The sequence below is a fragment of the Vreelandella sulfidaeris genome (assembly GCF_042429665.1).
In the GTDB taxonomy this organism is placed as follows: domain Bacteria; phylum Pseudomonadota; class Gammaproteobacteria; order Pseudomonadales; family Halomonadaceae; genus Vreelandella.
Window position 1 is genome coordinate 541,221 of sequence record NZ_JBHMAC010000010.1, and the last position, 20,170, is coordinate 561,390.

A 20,170-nucleotide genomic window follows, 5' to 3' on the forward strand; every position below is an offset into this window, starting at 1 on the left:
GGCAAAGGGGATTAAAAGTCCGGTTAAAAAGACTCCCACTCGGGCTGCGCAGGCGCGCTAGCCAAACGGCGTGGGGCCGGCGTACTAGCGGAAGGCGGTTGAACTGCCGTGCGTATGACGTGGCTAGTGGCTACCTTTTCGGACTGGGTATTGCTGAGTTTAAAGGCTCCCACTAGCATGCTAAGACGGTCTGCTTGGGCACTTAGCTCGGCGGCGGCGGCGCTCGACTCTTCTACCATAGAGGCATTGTGCTGGGTCATACTGTCGAGCTCATTAACCGCGTCGTTGACTTGGCCGATACCCACACTTTGTTCTTTCGCCCCGGCACTTATTTCTGCAATCACGTCGGCCACGCGCGCAATACTGTTAACCATTTCCTGCATGGTAGCGCCCGTTTGCTTGACTTGATCGACTCCCGATTTGGTGCGACTTAATGACGTGTTGATTAAGGTGGCAATGCTCTTCGAGGCCTCGCTTGAACGGCTGGCTAAGATACGAACCTCTTGTGCCACGACCGCGAACCCTCGGCCATGCTCACCTGCCCGAGCTGCCTCAACAGAGGCGTTGAGCGCCAGAATATTGGTTTGAAAAGCAATACTGTCAATTAAACTGACGATGTTACTGATTTCAGACGATGAATCGTTAATAGTATCCATGGTCTTCTCAACACTGTTCATGGCGTGCAAGCCCTGTTGAGCCAAGTCACGCGTCGACAGCGCCAACTGATCAGCCTGCTGCGCTGATTCTGAGGCATTGCTAACGACCGCGGCGATCTCTTCCATAGACGCAGACGTTTGCTGTAGATTCGCGGCGGCTTGCTCGGTACGTGCTGCTAGTTCCTGGCTACCTTTGGCAATCTCCGTAGAGGCATGCTGCAGGCTAACCGTACTACTGCTCACTGACTGTAGCGTATCGTCAATGCGCTTAATAAACCCATCAAACTGCTGAGCGAGTTCGCCAATTTCATCGCGACGATGGCTGTCAATACGAGAGGTTAAGTCGCCATCACCTTCGGTAATCTCTTTGATTCGGGCACTGATCTGGCGAATGGCACGAGACATCATGAGAGGGCCCAGCAAGGCAATGAGCGTGGCAATAACAAACACGATAAGGGCAAAAACAATCGTGGAGGTTTGCTGTATTTGAATTCTATCAACGACGGCGGCTTCAGCATTTTTAGTGGCGGTTTCGATATTTATCCCTGCAACATCGTAGATGTCGCGAAGTTCATTGAAACGTTCTAACGAAGAGCCCGATAGGATGCTTAAGGCATCGGCTGTCTCGCCGTTTTGATGGAGTGTAAAGACCCGCTCTGCTTCTTGTTTCCAATCGCTATAAAATACTTCAAAATTAGCTAATTGAGCCGTTAATTCAGGATAGTCCGCCATCAATTCGGCATACTTGTTCATACGGTCTAAAGCTTGCTGAGCGTTTTCTTCAAACTCGGCGATGAGTGCTGATGCCCGCTGGCTATTTGGGGTAGATAATAAATACTCGATCTCCGCTACTCGCGCTTGGTAAAGGTCACGGTCACCGTTTAAGGTGGCTGAAGTGGCAGGAATATAATTAGTAATAAAGGTATCTAGCCGTTTTTTTACCATATTAACTAGCAGTGCATCTGCCGCGACAATAGCGAGTAGTGCTAGTGCAACACTAATAAAGGCGAGAGCGTATTTAACTCTTATTTGATGAAAGCGGTTCATATGTGCCACTCCTGTAGTGGTAAACGATGAGCGCACATTACCTTTAAAGTGTTAGCTTAGTCGATAGCATTGTGATACTTGTCACGTTTGTTCACGTTGTCGTTTTAGTTAGCGGTATAACAAGTAATCTTATAATAAGAATGATTCATGTTTCAGGTCATTGATAACCTGCAGCCTGTAGGTGAAATAGCTTGGCATAGCGACCTTCTGCGGCAAGCAGTTCTTCGTGGGTGCCGCGTTCAATAATCTGCCCCTGATCAATCACCAGAATGAGATCGGCGCTGCGTACTGTTGAGAATCGGTGGGAAATCAGTATCGCCATTTTGTCGCGGCTGTGTTCGCGAAAACGAGCAAAAACATCGGCTTCTGCAGCGGCGTCCATGGCGGCGGTTGGCTCGTCCAGCACTAAAATGTCAGCATTTTCGCGCATATACGCCCGTGACAGGGCGATTTTTTGCCACTGGCCACCGGAGAGTTCCTGGCCATTTTTAAACCAGCGGCCTAATTGAGTTTGGTAACCGCTGGCCATGCGGGTAATAAAGTCGTCGGCCATGCCATGACGTGCTGCCTGCTGCCAGCGCTCTTCATCGTTAAAGGCATGGGTGTCACCGACGCCAAGGTTTTCTCCTACCTGAAGCTGGTAGCGTACAAAGTCTTGAAAAATCACTCCCGTACGTTCGCGAAGCGCCTGCGTACTCCAATCACGCAGGTCGCTGCCATCCAATAAAATGCGCCCCTCAGTAGGATGATAAAGCCGTGTTAATAGCTTAATAAGGGTCGTTTTACCTGAACCATTTTCACCCACCAAGGCCAGGCTTTGCCCTGGTGTCAAATGCAGAGAGATATCGTGAAGCACATGGGTACCGCCAGGGTATGAAAAGCTAACCTGCTCAAAGCGCAGTCCGTCGCCTGGCAGAGCGCCCTGAGTGAGCGTGCCGTTATCGCTGGCGATCGGTTGTTCTAAATACTCATACAGGTTGGAGAGGTAGAGGTTATCTTCATACATGCCACTGATGGCGGTGAGACTGGCGGAGAGAGCAGCCTGGCCCTGCTTAAAGACCATTAAGTACATCGTCATTTGCCCCAGCGTCAGCGACCCGGCAATCGTTTCAATCACCACCCAGCCGTAGGCAATATAAAACGTTAGGGTGCCGAGTAACCCAAACACAAATCCCCAGCTTTCGCGACGTAGCGTGAGACGACGATCTTCAGCAAATAGCTGGGTAAAAATATCGCGATAGCGCTTAAGAAATAGTCCTTCAAGACCAAACAGCTTAACCTCTTTGATACTGTCTTCACGTGCAAGCACTGTCTCTAAGTAAATCTGCATCCGGGTTTGTGGTGAACGCCAGCGAAACAGGCGAAAGGCATCACCTGAGAATTTAGCTTCTGAGATAAACACCGGAAAAGCACCTGCTACTAAAATCAGCGGTGCCCAGGGGGAAAACTGCACCAGTAGTACACCGAAACTGCCCAGTGAAATAGCGTTTTGCAGCAATCCAAAAGTCTTGTTAACCAGCGCAAGCGGGCGTGTAGACGCTTCGCGGCGTGCACGTGTGAGCTGATCATAAAGCTCAGAGTCCTCAAACTGGCTCAGCGACAGTTGGCCCGCCTTTTCCAGAATCATCACATTTACTTTCTGACCCAGCAGGGCACGCAGTAATGCCTGCTGGGCAGAAAGGCCGCGTTGTGCCAGCGCGATGATGCCAATAATGAGCGCTTCTACACCCACCAGTTGCAGTACTGGCGTGATAGCGTCCAGCAGGTTGGAATCAGGGACTGATTGATGAGTCTCCATGGCGCTTACCACGCCATCCACGATTAATTGACCGACCCAGGCTGCCACGGCAGGCAAAACACCTGCGACCAGCGTGCATAGTGCTAACCCAAGCATCATCCAGCGAGACGTATCCCATACCAGGCTAAGGGCACGGCGACTATAGCGAAAAACGCCAAAGAAACCGCTGAAGCGGGTAAGTACAGAAGTAGAAGAGGCAGAAGTAGGGGGCATCGATCAACAACATCGCTTATAACAGGGGCTACTATGATGCGGTGCTAAGGCGTTGATAGCCAGCTTATTGCCGTGTTGGTAGCTCGGCAATAAGCTGGCTCAAGGGGCTACAGAGGCAATACGGCCCCATCGGTGCGCGGTTCGGTGCCGCCTTGCAGTACGCCCGTTTCAGGGTCGCGCAGAATGATTTGTCCACGGCCGAAGCTAATGGAATCAACGACTTTAACAATATCGTGTCCACGACGAGCCAACGCTAGGGCTAAGTGATTGGGAAAGTCAGCTTCGACTTCGATGGTTTTACCTTTGGTCCACTTCCAACGCGGCATATCGAGCGCTGCCTGGGGGTTTAGTTGGTCTTCCAGCATTGCCGTCACCACCTGCACATGGCCTTGGGGCTGCATATAGCCGCCCATCACCCCAAATGGCCCAACGGCTTGGTTATCTTTCGTGATAAAACCAGGAATGATGGTGTGATAGGTGCGTTTACCCGGCGCTAGTGCATTAGGATGCTGCGGGTCGAGTGAGAACGACCAGCCACGGTTTTGTAGACTTATCCCGGTACCGGGAACAACCATGCCGGAGCCAAAGCCCTTAAAGTTGCTTTGGATTAACGAGACCATATTGCCTTCGTCGTCAGCGGTGGCCAGGTAGACCGTACCGCCCTTGATCGGATTGCCGTGTACGGGATCAAGAGCCTTTTCACCAATTAATCCGGCACGTGTCTTCAAATACTCATCATCGAGCATCTGCTCAATAGTCGGCTGCATAGCGTCTAGGTCGGTAACATGCGCGAAACCATCAACGTACGCGAGTTTGGTGGCCTCAATACGACGGTGCAGCGTTTCGACCGGGTCGCCTCCTTGCTCGCCTAAACGTTCTAGCATTCCAAGGGCCTGAAGCACGATCATACCGCTGCCGTTGGGAGGAATTTCCCAAATATCATGGCCTTTGTAACGAACGCTGATGGGGTCAACCCATTCTGGCTGATAAGCGGCGAGATCTTCTTTACGTAACAGACCACCATGTTCACGTGAAAAAGCGTCGATGGCTTCGGCTAATTCGCCTTCATAAAACGCCTTGGCGTGAGTATTAGCAATCGCTTTTAAGCTTTTTGCATGGCCTTCTGAACGCCACAGTTCACCTGCTTCCGGTGCTCGTCCTTCAGGGGCGAACGTATCAAACCAAGGGGTGAACGAAGCGTCGCTGTAAGCCGAGTAGTTGGTAAAGGCCTCTTTCCACATTTGATGGATAACGGGCGAGACGGGGAAACCTTCTTCAGCGAGTGCAATGGCCGGGGCTAATAGATCGGCAAACGGCAGTTTACCGAAACGTTCAGAGAGCGCTGCCCAGGCGGCGGGGGCGCCCGGCACCGTGACCGGCAGCATGCCATGGTTGGGAACCGTGTCATGGCCGAGCGTCTTCATTGCATCAATCGTCGCCGCTTGTGGGGCAGGGCCACTGGCGTTAAGGCCATGCAGTTTGCCGTCGATCCACACAATGGCAAAGGCGTCGCTGCCGATCCCGTTGGAGGTCGGTTCGACCACCGTTAAGGCAGCAGCGGTGGCAATCGCTGCATCGATAGCATTACCACCTTGCTGCAAAATACTAATGCCCACCTGAGCGGCGAGAGGCTGAGAAGTGGCCACCATGCCACGTTTGCCGAACGTAGCCATACGGCGTGAGGCGCTAGGGTAATAGAGTGCATCTTGTTGCATACCAAGTCCTTGTAAGCGGAACGACTAACCGAGAATAACCCCTCCATAAACCAAGGCCGCCATGACCACAAAGGCGGGGTGCGTTTTAAAGCGGATCAGCGCAATAGCCGCGACCAACCCGATAATGATTGTGTGAATGGGGCCGCTGGAGTTAACGCTTTCGAGTAGGAAGCCCAGCGTTAACCATGCCATCATCATGGCGATGACAGGACGCACCCACTGGCTCATACGCTTAACGCGTGGGGAATCACGGTGACGATACAAAAGGCCCAAGGCGCCCAACATTAAGAGTAGCGAAGGGATAACGGTCGCGCTAACCGCGACAAAGGCGCCGCCGATACCCGCGACCTCATAGCCAACGTAACCAGCCATTTTCGTAGCGATAGGACTAGGCAAGGCGTTGCCTAGGGCTAATGTTTCGGCAAACGTTTGTGCTGTCATCCAGCCGTAACGCCCAACGACTTCAGCCTCAATCAGTGGGATAATGGCAGGGCCGCCACCGTAGCCGAGAATATTAGGGACAAAAAAAGCCAGGAAGAGCTCCCAATAAATCACGCTGTCTCCTCCGCTTTTTTAGACCCTGTGGGTCGTAACAGGGCCGCCAGTAGAATGGCCCCAATAATCCAGCCAGGGTGAAGGCCCAGCCAATAGATGAGACCAGCCGCAATAATGGCCATGGCAAGAGTGACTAGCCAGCCAAGGGCGGCCTTGGATTTATCAAAGAAGTCCCAGGTGAGCTGCGCCATCATGATCATGACGACAGGTACCACGGCTTGGCCCATGCCGCGGATCCAGGCGACATCGCGGTAGCGGCTAAAAATGCCTAACATGACAATCATTGCCACAATCATGGGGAAAATTACCGCGATCACAGAGGCGATGCAGCCAAGCACACCACCTACACGGTAACCAATATAGCCCGGCATTTTCGTGGCAATCGGGCCGGGTAGTGTGTTGCCAATGGCTAATACGTCGGCGAATTCTTCATCGGTAAGCCATTGGTGGCGGGCGACAACCTCGGCATGTACCAAGGGAATCATGGACGGCCCTCCGCCGAATCCAAAAATTCCCACGCGAAAGAAGGCCCAAAACAGCTGCCACGTGTTCGATGTTGTTGTCATTAATAGAGATCTCGCGAAGCGCATAATAAGATAGAGTGCACAAGCAACCTTTATTTATCGTTTGTATGCTAAAAAATCGATTATCTTGTCTAAGATAGAATATAGGTAGTGCCCAATGCGTCGTCAATACTGAAAACGAGAATAGACCGCTTGGGCGGAGGCGAACAAAGGATATGGCCATGAATAATTCATTGCCCACCCCCGTGGGTACGGCATCAAGCCGAGTGTTCGATCATTTACGTAAGGATTTGGTTGGCGGTCGGTTTGTGGCGGGTGAGAAGCTCGCTATTAATGCGCTGAAAGAGCAGTATCAGGTCGGTTTAAGCCCACTTCGCGAGGCGCTCAATAAGCTGGCCGCCTATGGATTATTGATCCAGGAAAACCAACGTGGTTTTCGCGTGCCCAGGCTTTCGCGAGATGAGTTGGATGATATTACCCAAATGCGTCTGGAAATGGAGGGAATGGCGCTTGAACGAGCCATTGAGCATGGTGACTCGCTCTGGGAAGCCGATTTATTGGCAGCGGCCCACCGTCTAAAACGCATCACTATCAATGTGGATAATGTCGATGAGTGGGAGCATCTACATACCCAGTTCCACCGTACCCTGGTGGCGCCGTGCGGCTCGGTCTGGTTATTGCGCTTCATTGAGCAGTTACATGATCAATTTGATCGCTACCGACGTCTAGGGCCGAAAATGCCGACGATTCGGCAAGAACTGGATGAACAGCATCATCAGCTTGTTGAGCTCGCGTTGCAGCGCGATGCAAAAGTCGCGCGTGAATTAATGGACGACCATATCCGCAAGTCTTATGAAGTGGCTCTAAAGCGCTATCAAGAGCACGTTTAAGAGAAGAAGCGGCGCCTCACCATCTGTTTACCATCTAAAGTGGTAAAAAAGTAAACCCGCATGGCGATCATCGCTTTGCTAATGATAATGAGATTTTTATGTACGCAGATACCCAGGTAGTCGCGCAAACCCTTAAGTGGGTGAGCAGCTTTATTGTTGCCCAGGATATTTGCCCCTTTGCCCGCCGCGAACTTGAACGTGACAGTATCCGCGTTGAGGTGGTGCGCTCTAAAAAAATCGAAGTGGCACTAGAAGAGCTTATGGTCGAGGTGCAGTGGCTTGATGATCACCCTGAAACGGAAACCACACTGCTGGTATTTCCCACCTTGTTTAAAAGCTTTGACCACTATCTGGATTTCGTGGAGTTGGCTGAAAGCATCTTGGTCGACCAGGGGTATGAAGGCATTTATCAGCTAGCGACGTTCCATCCTGACTACTGCTTTGAGGGCACTGAGCCCGACGACGCATCGAACTATACTAACCGTTCGCCCTACGCCATGGTGCATCTGTTGCGCGAAGAGAGTGTTGAAAAAGCGATCGAGTTTTACGGCGATACCGACACCATTCCTGAGCAAAACATTGCCAAGTTAACCGCCATGGGGAGTAAGGCAGTTGAAGCACAGCTTCAGCACTGTTTTGAGCTGAATAGCTAATGTTGATGTATGACTAGCTGATGCTTGCCTTTGTTTTTGGCAGCATAGAGCGCCTCATCCGCAAGCTGCATGACCGTATTGATGTTGAGTCCATGGTGAGGCCACCACGCAGCACCTAGGCTACAACCTACCTGGGCCTGTTCGTCGTTAGGGAGTAAAACAGGGTGGTCGACGGAGTTTAGAATGCGATGGCTAATCTCATTGGTGAGCTTTTCAAGATATTCCTGTTTCGTTTTAAGCACCATGACAAACTCATCGCCACCCAGGCGTGCCACTACATCGCCACTGCGCAGCGCGTTTTTTAGCCGCTGAGTAATCTCGATCAGTAAAAGGTCACCCGCGTGGTGGCCAAGTTCGTCATTGACCTGCTTAAAGCCATCAAGGTCGATGAAAATGACGATCATGCTTAGTTGATTGCGTTCTGCTTCGGGCATGGCGAGCTGAAGGTACTGGTTTAGAAACGCGCGATTTGGCAAGCCAGTTAGCGGGTCGGTGTTGGCTAAATCCTCTAAACGGTTAATTTTTCTGCGTTGATCCAGCAGGCGGCCGACCATGTTGCGCATCGAAAACGATAGCCGTTTAAGCTCAGGCGAGCCGCGTTCCAGCGGAATACACTCGGCGTTTTCGCTATCCTGTATCTGATCAGCGGCAATCGCTAATCGCGTCAGTGGAGCCACCATCCGCGATGCAATTCCCCAGCCGATCAACGCAAATAGCAGCGCCAGCAATAAACCTATGCCCATAATCGCTGCCTGAAGCTTGTCGACAGGGGCAAACGCGGTATCAACCGATTGCCGACTAACCGCTATCCAGCCGAGCCCGGAAAAGTCTTCAAAGCCGCTGCTACGGGCGTAACCCGTCACATAGCGCTCGCCGTTGGGCCACGTTTCAATGGCCCACTGAGGCAACGTATCGCCTGGGCTGGGAACATGTTCCAACGTATTAAGGGATTGACCCAGCAGCTCAGGTGGCCCCAACAAAACAGTGCCATCGGCCGAGAGCAGCAGCATATCTAAGTCGTGCTGCTGGGCGGCCGGAGAGAGCATGGTGTGCTGGATATATTCAGCCCACTGCCAGCTTAAATGGACAGCGAGTACACCATGAAAATCACCATTGCGATCATAAACAGGCGTGGCGATATCGACAAATTTGAGCGCTTCACCGCTGGGATTGGGTAGTAATTGAGCCAATAACACGGCCTCATGAACATCGCCGATCCAAAGCTGCTGTTGGCCTTCGATAAAGACTGGGCGCTGAGCAATGGAGACGCCTTCTAAAATGCCTCCCGTAGCGGCCTGTACCGTGCCTTCGGGGTCGGTAAAACCGATCCATGACACAACGTTGTGATTTTCCTGCAGGCGCTCCAGCTGTTCTCGCAGCACATCCGTATTGGTGGCATTAGTAAGCGCTTGCATGCCTAACAGTAGTTTCACCTCTTTAATCCGCGCATCCATGCTACGGTCGAGCTTATCCACCATTTGATAGACGGCTTCAGACGCGGCATCGCCGATATGGGCTTCCATTTGCTCGGCCGATTCGCTGGAGGCTACCCAGCCCAGTAGTAGCGTGGTGGCAAATACCAGCGTGGCAATCAAGGCTATAAAGCGTGAGCGCAGAGAGAAGCGTGCTATTAGCGAGGAAATAATCGACATTACCAATTGCTTTCCCGTGGAAGTGATGTGCTCAAAAGGCGGATCCTCCCCTAGTTAAGGAGTGGCTGCCAAGCGCCTAACGCTATGTTAAGACCTCAACCTTACCGGAAAAGTGGTGAGTTTGCTCGACGTTTGTATCGATGGCGGGGAGCTCATGTGCGGTGACACAATGGCTGGCATTGTTGCGCTGATGGAAGGCGGCACAAGGCTGAGCGGGCCATACGGCTTGCGTAGTGTTGGTTTGTTCCGAGGTATGTTGGGCTATCAACCATTATCAGCTCGGCAATGTTATCGGGCGCTCAGGGGGAGAGCGCCCGATAACACCTAACGTCGCTAATCTCTTGTGGGGCAATAAAGCACTCAGCGAGCGACTTCAGCAACAATCTCGTAGCTGCGCAAGCGATCCGAGTGATTGTAAAAATCGCTGTTTATCATCAATTCGTCAGCTCCCGTGCGTTCCTGGAACTCTTCCAGCCCCGCTTTAACGGTTTCGGGACCACCGATAATCGCTGCGCCCAGGAACTGGCTGACCTGGGCCTGCTCTACTGGCGACCAATCCATGCTTTCTACCGGTGGCATCGATTGCGTTGGCTTGCCACGAATGAGATTGAGGAATTTTTGCTGCGCCGTGGTCGCCAAATAGTGGGCCATCGCATCATTTTCGGCAGCCATTACCGGCAGGCCGACCATCGCGTGGGGCTTATCCAGGTGTTCAGAAGGGCGGAAATTGTCACGGTATAAGCGTAAGGCCTCAAATAAGTAACCTGGCGCAAACTGGGCGGCGAACGCAAAGGGTAATCCTAATTTAGCCGCCAACTGAGCGCTATAACCGCTTGATCCCAGCAACCATATTGGCACATGGGTGTCTTGTCCTGGCACCGCTTTTACACGCTGCTGGGGAGCGGCCTCGCCCAGGTAACTACGTAGCTCATTGAGCAGTTGAGGAAAGTCATCCACTCCCGCGTGGGCATTGCGGCGCATGGCTTGCATGGTGGCGCCATCCGACCCCGGCGCACGGCCTAAGCCCAAATCAATCCGATCTGGATAGAGGGTTTCAAGTGTACCGAACTGTTCGGCAATCACTAGCGGCGGATGATTGGGTAGCATGATGCCGCCACTACCCACGCGGATAGACGACGTTTGTCCGGCGATATGGCCGATCAACACGGCGGTTGCTGCGCTCGCGATGCCGGCAATGTTGTGGTGTTCCGCTAGCCAGTAACGGGTGTAGCCGAGACGCTCGGTTAACTGTGCTAATGAGACACTGTCACGGAAGGTCTCGGCGGCGCTACCATTCTGACGGATAGGGGCCAGATCCAGAACGGAGAGTGCGGTGGAAGCGAGTTGGCTCATGGGTCACCTGCAAATTAATACGTGGGCGCATTGCGTGATAAATTACTTAGCGCGCTTGCTAATAACACGTAATGCGGTCACTACTGGTGAATTACAAGGTGCGCATGGCGACCGAACTCTATCCGCTGTCGTACTAAGCCGTTTGTTAACGCGCTCTCGCTCAATGAGGTTGCCTCATTCCTGCGCAGGTGTAGGGCGAATCAGGATCTCATTAACGTCTACGTGGGCAGGCTGGGAAAGGGCATAGATCACTGCATTGGCGATGTCACGGTCTTCCAAAGCGTTCTCCGGCGGTTCATCGAAAAAGGCGGTGTCGACCATTCCAGGCTCGATCAGTGTGACACGCATGCCGGTGCCGCGTAATTCTTCACGCAGGTTATAGCCGATTCCGGTGACTGCCCATTTGGTGGCGCTATACATTGAGCCTGGAATGGTGGTGCGGCCCGCCGCTGAGCCGGTCAATAATACATGGCCTTTACTGCGCTTAAGCGCTGGTAAGCAGGTCTGAATCGTAAGCCCGACGCCATAAATATTAGTGAGGATCATATTGCGCCAAGCATCGTGGTCAGCGCTGCTAAAACCGCCGGGGGAACCGCCGCGACCCGCGTTGGCAAAAACCGCGTCAAGACGGCCAAACGTTTCAAGCGTCTGATCGACCATCGCCTGCTGCTGTTCTTGGTTGGTAACATCCAGCTCACAGGTCAGTACATTTTCAGGCCCCAGCTCTTGAGCTAACGCGGTGAGTTTGTCGCCAGATCGAGCGGCCAACACCAGCTTATAGCCTTCGCGTGAGGCTGCTCGGGCGGTGGCTGCCCCGATGCCGCTAGAGGCGCCGGTAATCAATAGCACGCTATGTTGCATGGATTATTCTCCTTGCTTTGCTAGTCAGGTAAGTCTTTAGCATGGTCAAGGTAAAAGAATCCTGCAAATCGAGGCGTTGCCTCCAGGGGTCGGCTTAGTTGCTTGTGTATCGTTAATGCGAGCGCTTTTCTTCTTTGCGTTTTAGCATTGTCGAGAGATCCAGAATCGTTTGTGCCATGGCGGCCATGCTTTTGCTTTGATCCATGGAGGTTTTACGTAAAAAGCGGTAGGCCTCTTCTTCGCTCATCTCCTGGTGGGCCATAATAAGCCCCTTGGCGCGCTCGATTAGTTTGCGTTCACGAAGCGCTTTGCGGGTATTTTCAAGCTCATCGCTAAGTCCCTGTAACCGGCCAGCCTGTGCTTGGGTCAGTTCAATGAGTGAGCGTCCTAATGGCGAAGTTAGGGCATTAACGGTCAGCTCACCTAATGGTTGTGTATCATTTAATGCCAGCAACTGTTCGCAGGGAGCGGTAGGCGTCTGGCATGGCTGGGCTTTGGCATCGGCCAAGGTATCTTTTGCCTGGGTGATTTTGCGATGGCAAACCAGGCTAAGTTGTGAAATGAGTGCCTCTTCAACGCGCTTCATTGAATCGATACGCAGGGTAGTGAGTTCGTACCAGGTCTCACTCAGCGTATCCGGTATCTCTTCGACGGTTGGAGACGTCGTTGACGTGCGCTGGCAGGCGATGTCGCGTAAATGGGCAATTCCTGACAACGTTCGGGGTGAGAGTTCCTTCTGCCACACCTGTTGGCCTTCGGGGGTAGCAAATTCGACAAAGGTATCAAAGCAGCGCTGCTGATCCCTTACCAACTGATTCAACAAGTCGCGGTGGGCGTTATCGAAATGACCGTGGGTAAAACCAAACGCGCCACAGGCGCGCTCCTGACCAGCCAGTTCCTTACCTTGCATCAAATGAAAAATCGCCACCAGGGTGCGGGTAATATCCGGATCGATAGACGTGTCAGCAGCTTCAAAAACGATCGCTAACAAGCCGCTGGTCAACTGGTTGAATGCCTGAGTCGCGGCATCGGGAGATATCGCAAACGTATCAATGGCATGGCGTAAGCTACCCAGTTCGTCGAGCGCATACCAAACAGCCGCGATGCGGCGCAGTAAACGAGCAGCCGCCTGGGGGCGAGCTTCCTGACTAAGTGCTTCCAGCCGCTGACGCATTAACGTTTCGGCCTGCTGACTATGCTGGCGATACGTATTGCGGCGAGTGTTGAAACGTTGTCCCTGTGAGGCAAGATAAATAGTGGATGCGCCCCGTTCACGCTGGAGCATATGAATAAAATGACTGATATCGCCGACAATGTCAGCCGTGATGGCAAGATGGGTAAGGTTGTCGATATCGCAACGAATAGCGGTTAGCAGCAACTGCTGCGCTGAAGACATAACTATTTCCTTAATAATTATTTCATTGATAACTATTTATTAAATAGCTATTTCCTTAATAGCTTGCCGCCGTGAACGTCCCCTCTATCTGCGACGGTTATTGGGCGTAGGAGATAGTGGGGACGTATGGGCTAGCGCTTAACGTAACGACAGCGCGCCTGCCCCTGCCTCATCACCGACCGCATCACGATAAGCAGTGGCCTCTTCGGCTTCGGTGGCGTCGCTAAAGCGAACCAGCAGCACACAAGATGCCAGAGCAAGCACCGTGAGGCCTAAATAGAATAGCCCCTGTTGATAGCTCAAACTTTCGCTGCGAAACAGAAAAGCCGCACTCACCGCGCCGACATTACCTCCAGCACCGACAATCCCCGCGACGGCACCCAGGGCTTTTTTATTGATAAACGGAACCACCCCAAACGTTGCCCCTTCGGCCATTTGCACGAATAAGCTAAACACGAGCATGATGCCAATCGCGAGACTCAGCACATGCATCTGAGAGAACGCCACCAGGGCAATCCCCTCACAAATGAGCGCTATAAATAGCCACCGTACGCGTCCTTTCAGGCCTCCTTGTTTAGCGAAAAGGTCAGAAAAGACGCCTCCCAGCGTACGAGCAAAAATATTCATAAGGCCAAATAAGCCGGCGATCAGTCCCGCCGTGGCAAGGGTGAGGTCAAATTTGTCAAAAAAGTAGATGGCAGCAATATTGTTGATCGTAAGTTCCACCCCGAAACAGAGGCCATAGACAACAAATAGTGCCCATACTCGGATATCCTTGGCGGCGGCGAGAAAACAGTGTTTTGCACCATTCTCTCCACTGGCTTCCGGTAGCTCGCCGCGGGCACGTAGCTCACTGAAATTGCCATTCGGCGCATCTTGCGTAAATAACCAGTAGCCAATGCCGGTAAAGAGCATCACGACACCTGGCACCATCATGGCCAGGCGCCAGCCGAAGGCTTCATTAATGCCCAGCATCAGCATGCCCGAGAAAATTAGCGGCATAAGGATTTGTGTCGTGCCGCCCCCCAGGTTGCCCCAGCCCGCGCTGGTGGCATTAGCGGTGCCGACCACATTAGGGGCAAACATCATGGAGGTATGGTACTGAGTGATCACAAACGAAGCGCCGATGGCACCAATCGCCAAGCGTGCGAGCAGGAATGTCTCAAAGCTATCGGCCAGGCCAATCCCCATCACCGGCAGGGCGCCTAACAGCAGCAGGCCGGTATAGGTCTTGCGCGGCCCAATGCGGTCGCATAGCACACCAATAGCCAGGCGTACGATCACGGTGATCGCCACCGAGGCAATAATGGTATTGCCAATTTGCGTTTGGGTCAGCGACAGGTCTTCGCGCACAATCGCCATGAGAGGAGCAATGCCAAACCAGCCGAAAAAGCAGATATGAAACGCGAACCATGAAAAGTGAAATGCGCGCATCTGGGGAGTGGAGAAATTCAAGAGCCGTATGCGGTTGGCTTTGTTACGAATATCCATGGGTAGCCTCACTGGTGCATAAACCGAGTTGATCACTACGCCACGCCTTAGTTGGTGCGTCGCGCAAGAAATTGACGAAACATGCCTTCATCGTTGAAGGTCAGGTTCGACGCACTCGTACCCGTAGGGCCTGGTCCACGCCTACCACCATTGCGGTAAACTATGCAGTTAGCTTGCCAGTTAAATAATTCTTTTAAAAAATCAGAATTTTAATTTATTTTTATACAGAGCTCGAGCATTGCGAGGCCAGCAGATTGCTGCATGAGTGGGCAGGCAACCCACGTTTTGCAGCATCCTGGTGCTATAGAGGGTACTTATAGAGAGGGGAGGTGAAACGCGGTAGGTGCGTCGTTATTATTCATTCAGATAGACCGTGTCGATATCCAGCGTCGAGTATTCGCCGATGGCATCAAAATGTTCACTCAACCAGCGTTCAGCGGCTGCCTGTCCTTGCTCACATAAATGGCATAGAAAAGGCCATTCTGAATTCGACTTGCTGGAAACTGACAGCTCTTCAAGTGCCATCTCGCCGCTGATGCGGTGAAAAAGTGCCTGTTGATAACAATTTTCAATACCCTGTTCATCGAGGGCATGTTTAAGCAGTGCAATCATACGGATCTCTTTAATCAGGGCCGAATTAAAGGTGATTTCGTTGAGGCGGTTCATAATCGCCGACGCCGATGTGGGTACGTCGTGACGACTAATAGGGTTTATTTGAATCAATAGGATATCCCTTGAGCTACACTCCTCCATGAGTTGAAAAAGCGCCGGGTTGCCCATATAGCCACCGTCCCAGTACGCTTCACCGTCAATCTCGACGGCTTGAAACATAAACGGTAAGCAGGCAGAGGCCATTACTGCATCAACACTCATCTCTTCACGTCGAAATACGCGCTGCTTGCCTGTGCGCACGTTGGTGGCTGCCACAAACAGTTTCAGTTGCTCGCATTGGCGCACGCGTTCGAAATCGATATGGTTCGCGACTATGTCGCGCAGCGGATTGATATTGAGTGGGTTGAGCTGATAAGGCGAGGCCACCCGGCTTAATAAGTCCATCGCAATAAACCCGGGCGAATGATCGAGGCTCCAGTTGCCGGTCAATATATCCAAGGGCGAACGGCGGATGGGACTGGCCATGCCAGCACGGCTGACCGCTTGCCAAAAGTCACGTAGCGCTTGGCGGGCTGTCTCTTTATTGCCGCGGGTCAGCGCATCGGCCATGACCACGCCATTCATCGCGCCGGCGCTGGTGCCGCTAATACCTTCAATATCAATGCGCTCATCCGCCAGGAGCCGATCAATAACACCCCATGTGTACGCGCCGTGAGCGCCACCGCCTTGTAATGCGAGATCTAGCTTTTTGACCTGTGTCATGTGCTTTTTTCCATTGCGACCGGTGAAGAGAGTGATTGCAGTGATGTCAGCATGGCATAGACCGCTAGGAAAGGCGCAAGGGGATTCAGGTTAAACCTCAGTGTTGGCTAGCAATAAAGGCATAACGGGTAAGCGAGACACCCCTATGAGCCTGCGCCGATAGGGGGTTAGGAGTCTTTGTTAAGATCTGCCCGTTAAAGGGGGGAATTGGCTGGCGGTGAAAGGTGCGTCGTACAAGGCGTGCTCCATCAGCTTGTCCAACTGTAAGGCAAGCTGATGGCTGGCTTCTTCCATGATGCCTAAAGAAGCCAAAAGACCAGGGTGGTCACCCAGGCGAGCAAAATTGAGCGCCTCCGCGCCACTTTCATGCATGCGTCGATGCGGTGCAATCAATGCTCGGTAAGCATCGCTATGGGCGTAGCGGTGATAGTCTTCGCCCAGTTGGTGCCAGCGCCCTAAACGGCATTGCTGATGGTTCTCCAGCCTAATATCCATGTTGGCGGACAATAGGTGCTTATAAAGCCGATACTTCCACACGGCATGATCTAACTTGGCAGAGTGAAGAAAGGCAGCTGTGGCACTGTGATGTATCACTTTGTGCATGTGCTGCGTTTGATCCGTTAGTTGTTCCAGTGCTCGCTTGGCAGCGTATGCCGCCTGAGCCATCTCCTCGTCGGCCTGATGTTTTTGCTTCATGGCCTGCGAGTGCTCCCTCACCTGACTATTAACCTGCTCCATGAGCACGTTCATCTGATGGCTCATCTGGTGCATGTTAAGTGCTAAAAGATGGGCGTCATCAGCGATACTTTCTATCCTCGCTGGGTCTTCATGGTGGGCATGGTCGGCGCTTTCCTGCAGCCCTTGTTGGCAGGCTGCTTCCTGTGCGGTATTGATAGCTAATGCATGAGCATGGTTGGCATGCTGAGCGAGCGTCGCCTGAAACTGGCCCATGGCTTTTAGCGTATCGGCTGATAACGGCGGTGGGGTGATGTTGGCATCCGCTGACACATGGCAACGTTGATAAAGGCGACTGACCGCCTGTTCAGCGGCGTTAATAAGTGACGATGTCTCTGTCAACGTCGCACGCTCGCCAGCAAGCTGGTCGGCATACTCCTGCAAGCTGCTATTCATCGAGGCCAGCATGTCTGCTCCTCGAGATTGTAATATGCCGATGGAGTGCGTTGGCTTCATCAGGCTTAACAGGCGGCAGCTTGATGTGGGGGGCGCGTCTTTTAGCTGAGCGCGTAGGTCAGCGACTTCCTGTTCCAGGCGGCGAATTTTCTGATAAGGGTGCATAAAGGTGAACATGACAGCGACACCTGAGGCGTAGGGTAATAATTTGTGTTGATTTGTCACAAATTATTACAGAGGAAGTCCTGACGTGCCTGCTTTAGCGGTTAATGATGAAAAAAACCAGCCGCGCTATGCTCCTAAGACTGAGATTGCTAGTGCATCCCTTTATGAAGTAATAGACCAATATTAACGTTGTGCAAGCTGTGTCGCGCCTGTTTTGCAATCCAGAAACGCAGAGGTGGCAAGCCACTCAGCGTCAGGATAGTAAGCGAACACATACTGGTTCTCTTTTAGGCTGTTGATTAAGGGATAAGTAACGTCTTCACGCACTGCCGGACAGCCATGGCTTCGGCCCAACCTGCCCGTTTTAGTAATAAAGGCATCGCTGACATAGTCCGCACCATGAATCACAATCGCGCGTTCAAAGGCCATGTCGTTGACGTCAGGTTCAAGCCCTTCTAGACGCAACGAATAGCCGTTGCGGCCGTAATAGCTATTCATGGTGCGAAAAAGACCAATGCTGGACTGGTGGCTATCGGGAATATTAGAAAAGGTCTCCGCTTGGGCATCGCCGGAGCCTTGTCCGTGCGAGACCAGCTCTTCAAAGAGCAGCTTATGATGCTGCAAATCAAATACCCATAGCCGAGGTTCGCTAGACGGCAGCGAGTAATCAATCACCGCAAGGCGTTTAGCCGAGGGGTCGGCACACTGTAGGGCCTGGGCCGCTAAACGCAGCGCGCTGGGGGTGGCCTGTGGGGCGAGCTGGAGCAATTGGTGATGTAGAGGTAATACGCCAGAAGGGGGCGCAGAAGCAACCTGAGAAAAAAAACTAGCGGCATGTAATGGGGAGGTAAACAAAGCTAACGGCAGGGAGAGTAGCAATGTAGCAATATGTAAGCGAAAAGCCATATAAATCGATCCCGCAAGCGATATCAGTCATGATAAAAAGAGTAGCCGACTAAGACAATGACGCTGTCTGTCAGCATAAGGACAATGCGTGCCGAAGACGATAGTAACGCAAGGAGAGGGCGATGAACGAGAGACAATTATTAAGACGAGGGGCGGTAGGGGTCGCTCTATGTCTCATCCTTAGCCATAGCCCTATAGGTAGCCATAACGCGTATGCGGCTTCAGCGCCTTTACAGCAGGCATTAACCCAGCAGTTAACCGCCTTTGAAGCGCACCGCTTGCCTATCGCCGAGTTTTATCACTTGCGTGATGGTGAGCCTGCCTGGCAGGCCGTGGAAGCCGTTGAGGCATTGGTGGCGGCGCTAAATGGCCTGGCTAACGATGGGTTGGTGCCTAACGATTATCATGCCGATTCGTTGCTCAATGAGTTCCAACAGAGCCAGGCAGGTGGTGAAACCACTCAGGCGTTATTTGATATTAACGCTACTCAATCGCTGCTGCTGGCGCTGGATCACTTAGAGCGCGGTAAGGTAAACCCACGCGACATTGAACCCAACTGGACTGCCCCACGCCCCGAGCGACGATACTCGCTGCTGCGCTTGGTGCATGCTGTCGAGGATCGCGACTTGGACAGGGCGATTGCACTAGCAAGGCCTTCCTCAGTTGAGTACCGTCAGCTGCGTGATGCTTTAAAGGAGCATTATCAATTAGCCAACGTAGGCAGCGTACCGACGTTACTCAGGCGGGATGAATCGCTTCGTCCTGGTGATGAGGCCGACGATGTTGCCATATTGCGTCAACGGTTGGCGTTATGGGGCGACGCGGGTGTGCTAGTGGCCGATAGCAGCGCCTACCCGCAGGTAGACGTAAAAACGGCGTCTAACCGTCGTACGTTCGATGCCCCGCTAGAAGCTGCCGTGAGGCGTTTCCAACGGCGACATTTGCTGCAGGAAGATGGCGTGGTGGGTGAGCAAACCCGTTTAGCGCTAAATATGTCGGTGGCATCCCGCATCGATCAACTGCGGGTGAACTTGGAGCGGGCACGCTGGATTCGCCCAATGCAGGCTGAAGAACCACGGGTTTGGGTCGATATCGCAGGATATCGAATGCACTATGTGCGTCCTAATGGGCAGCACTGGGATGCTCGAGTGGTGGTCGGTGCTCCGCGTCGAGAAACGCCCATTATTCACTCTGCCATTAGTCATTTAACGATTAATCCTTCGTGGACGATTCCTCCGACCATCATGCGTGAGGACGTGCTGCCGCGAGTGCGGGCTGATAACGAGTACTTGGCACGTCAAAACATCCAGGTCATTAGTCTCTCCGGTGAGCCGCTGATGGCAGAAGATATCGATTGGCAACGCCCAGGCGGTGTGATGTTGCGTCAAGTGGCTGGGTCGGGTAACCCGCTGGGCCGCGTGGTGATCAGATTTCCCAATGATGACATGATTTACTTGCACGATACGCCTGCCAGAGGTCTCTTCAACCGAGACCAGCGTGCGCTAAGCTCGGGCTGTATTCGGGTGGAAGGCGTTGCTGAGCTGGCGCAATTGTTACTGCAAGATTCCGGTAGCCATTATCAAATGGATACGTTGTTAAAAGGAGGGAGCGACCGCAACGTGAACCTGGATCAACGCATTCCTATTGCGCTGCACTATTTGACCGTATGGCCGAATGCGCAAGGGGAAGTTGAATTCAGACCTGATATCTATCGGCGGGATGCGACGCTGCTGGCTGCGTTACAGCGCTCTGTTTAAAAGCCTACAGGGTTAGCGGGTGTCCTGATAGCA

Annotated in this window: 16 protein-coding genes; 3 read left to right on the top strand and 13 right to left on the bottom strand. The window is 52.7% G+C overall.

The window, feature by feature from the left end:
• Positions 1-23: 23 nt before the first annotated feature.
• From ACFFLD_RS07410 to ACFFLD_RS07430, 5 genes are all read right to left on the bottom strand, one after another.
• The gene (locus ACFFLD_RS07410) at positions 24-1,703 is read right to left on the bottom strand and encodes a methyl-accepting chemotaxis protein (protein ID WP_386038707.1); all 1,680 of its coding nucleotides are present in this window, start codon (positions 1,701-1,703) and stop codon (positions 24-26) included.
• Between the two features lie 157 nt (positions 1,704-1,860).
• Positions 1,861-3,714 (bottom strand): ABC transporter ATP-binding protein, encoded by a 1,854-nt coding sequence (locus tag ACFFLD_RS07415; protein WP_386038709.1) that lies wholly within the window; start codon positions 3,712-3,714, stop codon positions 1,861-1,863.
• Between the two features lie 107 nt (positions 3,715-3,821).
• Positions 3,822-5,429, bottom strand: coding sequence for a gamma-glutamyltransferase family protein (locus tag ACFFLD_RS07420; RefSeq protein ID WP_386038711.1), 1,608 nt, complete (start codon positions 5,427-5,429; stop codon positions 3,822-3,824).
• 24 nt (positions 5,430-5,453) lie between these two features.
• Positions 5,454-5,984 carry a chromate transporter gene (locus ACFFLD_RS07425; protein WP_386038713.1) on the bottom strand — a complete coding sequence of 177 codons (531 nt, stop codon included), beginning with the start codon at positions 5,982-5,984 and terminating at the stop codon, positions 5,454-5,456.
• Positions 5,981-6,550 (bottom strand): chromate transporter, encoded by a 570-nt coding sequence (locus ACFFLD_RS07430; protein ID WP_386038715.1) that lies wholly within the window; start codon positions 6,548-6,550, stop codon positions 5,981-5,983. The genes ACFFLD_RS07425 and ACFFLD_RS07430 overlap by 4 nt, the downstream gene beginning before the upstream one ends.
• Positions 6,551-6,729: 179 nt before the next feature.
• On the opposite strand from ACFFLD_RS07430, the gene ACFFLD_RS07435 reads away from it, so the two are divergent.
• On the top strand, positions 6,730-7,398 hold the full coding sequence (locus ACFFLD_RS07435) for a GntR family transcriptional regulator (RefSeq protein ID WP_386038717.1): 669 nt from the start codon (positions 6,730-6,732) through the stop codon (positions 7,396-7,398).
• Between the two features lie 98 nt (positions 7,399-7,496).
• Positions 7,497-8,051: a DUF1415 domain-containing protein gene (locus tag ACFFLD_RS07440; RefSeq protein WP_386038719.1), complete on the top strand. Its 555-nt coding sequence runs from the start codon at positions 7,497-7,499 to the stop codon at positions 8,049-8,051.
• On the opposite strand, the gene ACFFLD_RS07445 is transcribed toward ACFFLD_RS07440, so the two are convergent.
• From ACFFLD_RS07445 to ACFFLD_RS07480, 8 genes are all read right to left on the bottom strand, one after another.
• Positions 8,048-9,703: a sensor domain-containing diguanylate cyclase gene (locus ACFFLD_RS07445; protein ID WP_386038721.1), complete on the bottom strand. Its 1,656-nt coding sequence runs from the start codon at positions 9,701-9,703 to the stop codon at positions 8,048-8,050. The genes ACFFLD_RS07440 and ACFFLD_RS07445 overlap by 4 nt on opposite strands.
• A 360-nt stretch (positions 9,704-10,063) precedes the next feature.
• Positions 10,064-11,056, bottom strand: coding sequence for an LLM class flavin-dependent oxidoreductase (locus ACFFLD_RS07450; RefSeq protein WP_386038723.1), 993 nt, complete (start codon positions 11,054-11,056; stop codon positions 10,064-10,066).
• 174 nt (positions 11,057-11,230) lie between these two features.
• A complete protein-coding gene (locus tag ACFFLD_RS07455; protein WP_386038725.1) occupies positions 11,231-11,917 on the bottom strand; it encodes an SDR family oxidoreductase in 687 nt (228 codons plus the stop codon).
• A 112-nt stretch (positions 11,918-12,029) separates the two neighbouring features.
• Entirely contained in the window at positions 12,030-13,313 is a 1,284-nt protein-coding gene (locus ACFFLD_RS07460) for a nitrate- and nitrite sensing domain-containing protein (protein ID WP_386038727.1), read from the bottom strand.
• Positions 13,314-13,451: 138 nt separating this feature from the next.
• Positions 13,452-14,804, bottom strand: coding sequence for an MFS transporter (locus ACFFLD_RS07465; RefSeq protein WP_386038729.1), 1,353 nt, complete (start codon positions 14,802-14,804; stop codon positions 13,452-13,454).
• Between the two features lie 354 nt (positions 14,805-15,158).
• Entirely contained in the window at positions 15,159-16,178 is a 1,020-nt protein-coding gene (locus ACFFLD_RS07470) for a patatin-like phospholipase family protein (RefSeq protein ID WP_386038731.1), read from the bottom strand.
• 180 nt (positions 16,179-16,358) lie between these two features.
• On the bottom strand, positions 16,359-17,486 hold the full coding sequence (locus tag ACFFLD_RS07475) for a CZB domain-containing protein (protein WP_386038733.1): 1,128 nt from the start codon (positions 17,484-17,486) through the stop codon (positions 16,359-16,361).
• A gap of 171 nt (positions 17,487-17,657) precedes the next feature.
• A complete protein-coding gene (locus ACFFLD_RS07480) occupies positions 17,658-18,380 on the bottom strand; it encodes a murein L,D-transpeptidase catalytic domain family protein (protein WP_386038735.1) in 723 nt (240 codons plus the stop codon).
• A 122-nt stretch (positions 18,381-18,502) separates the two neighbouring features.
• Here ACFFLD_RS07480 and ACFFLD_RS07485 point away from each other — a divergent pair, with 122 nt between their 5' ends.
• Positions 18,503-20,137 (top strand): L,D-transpeptidase family protein, encoded by a 1,635-nt coding sequence (locus tag ACFFLD_RS07485; RefSeq protein ID WP_386038737.1) that lies wholly within the window; start codon positions 18,503-18,505, stop codon positions 20,135-20,137.
• The last annotated feature ends 33 nt before the right edge of the window (positions 20,138-20,170 follow it).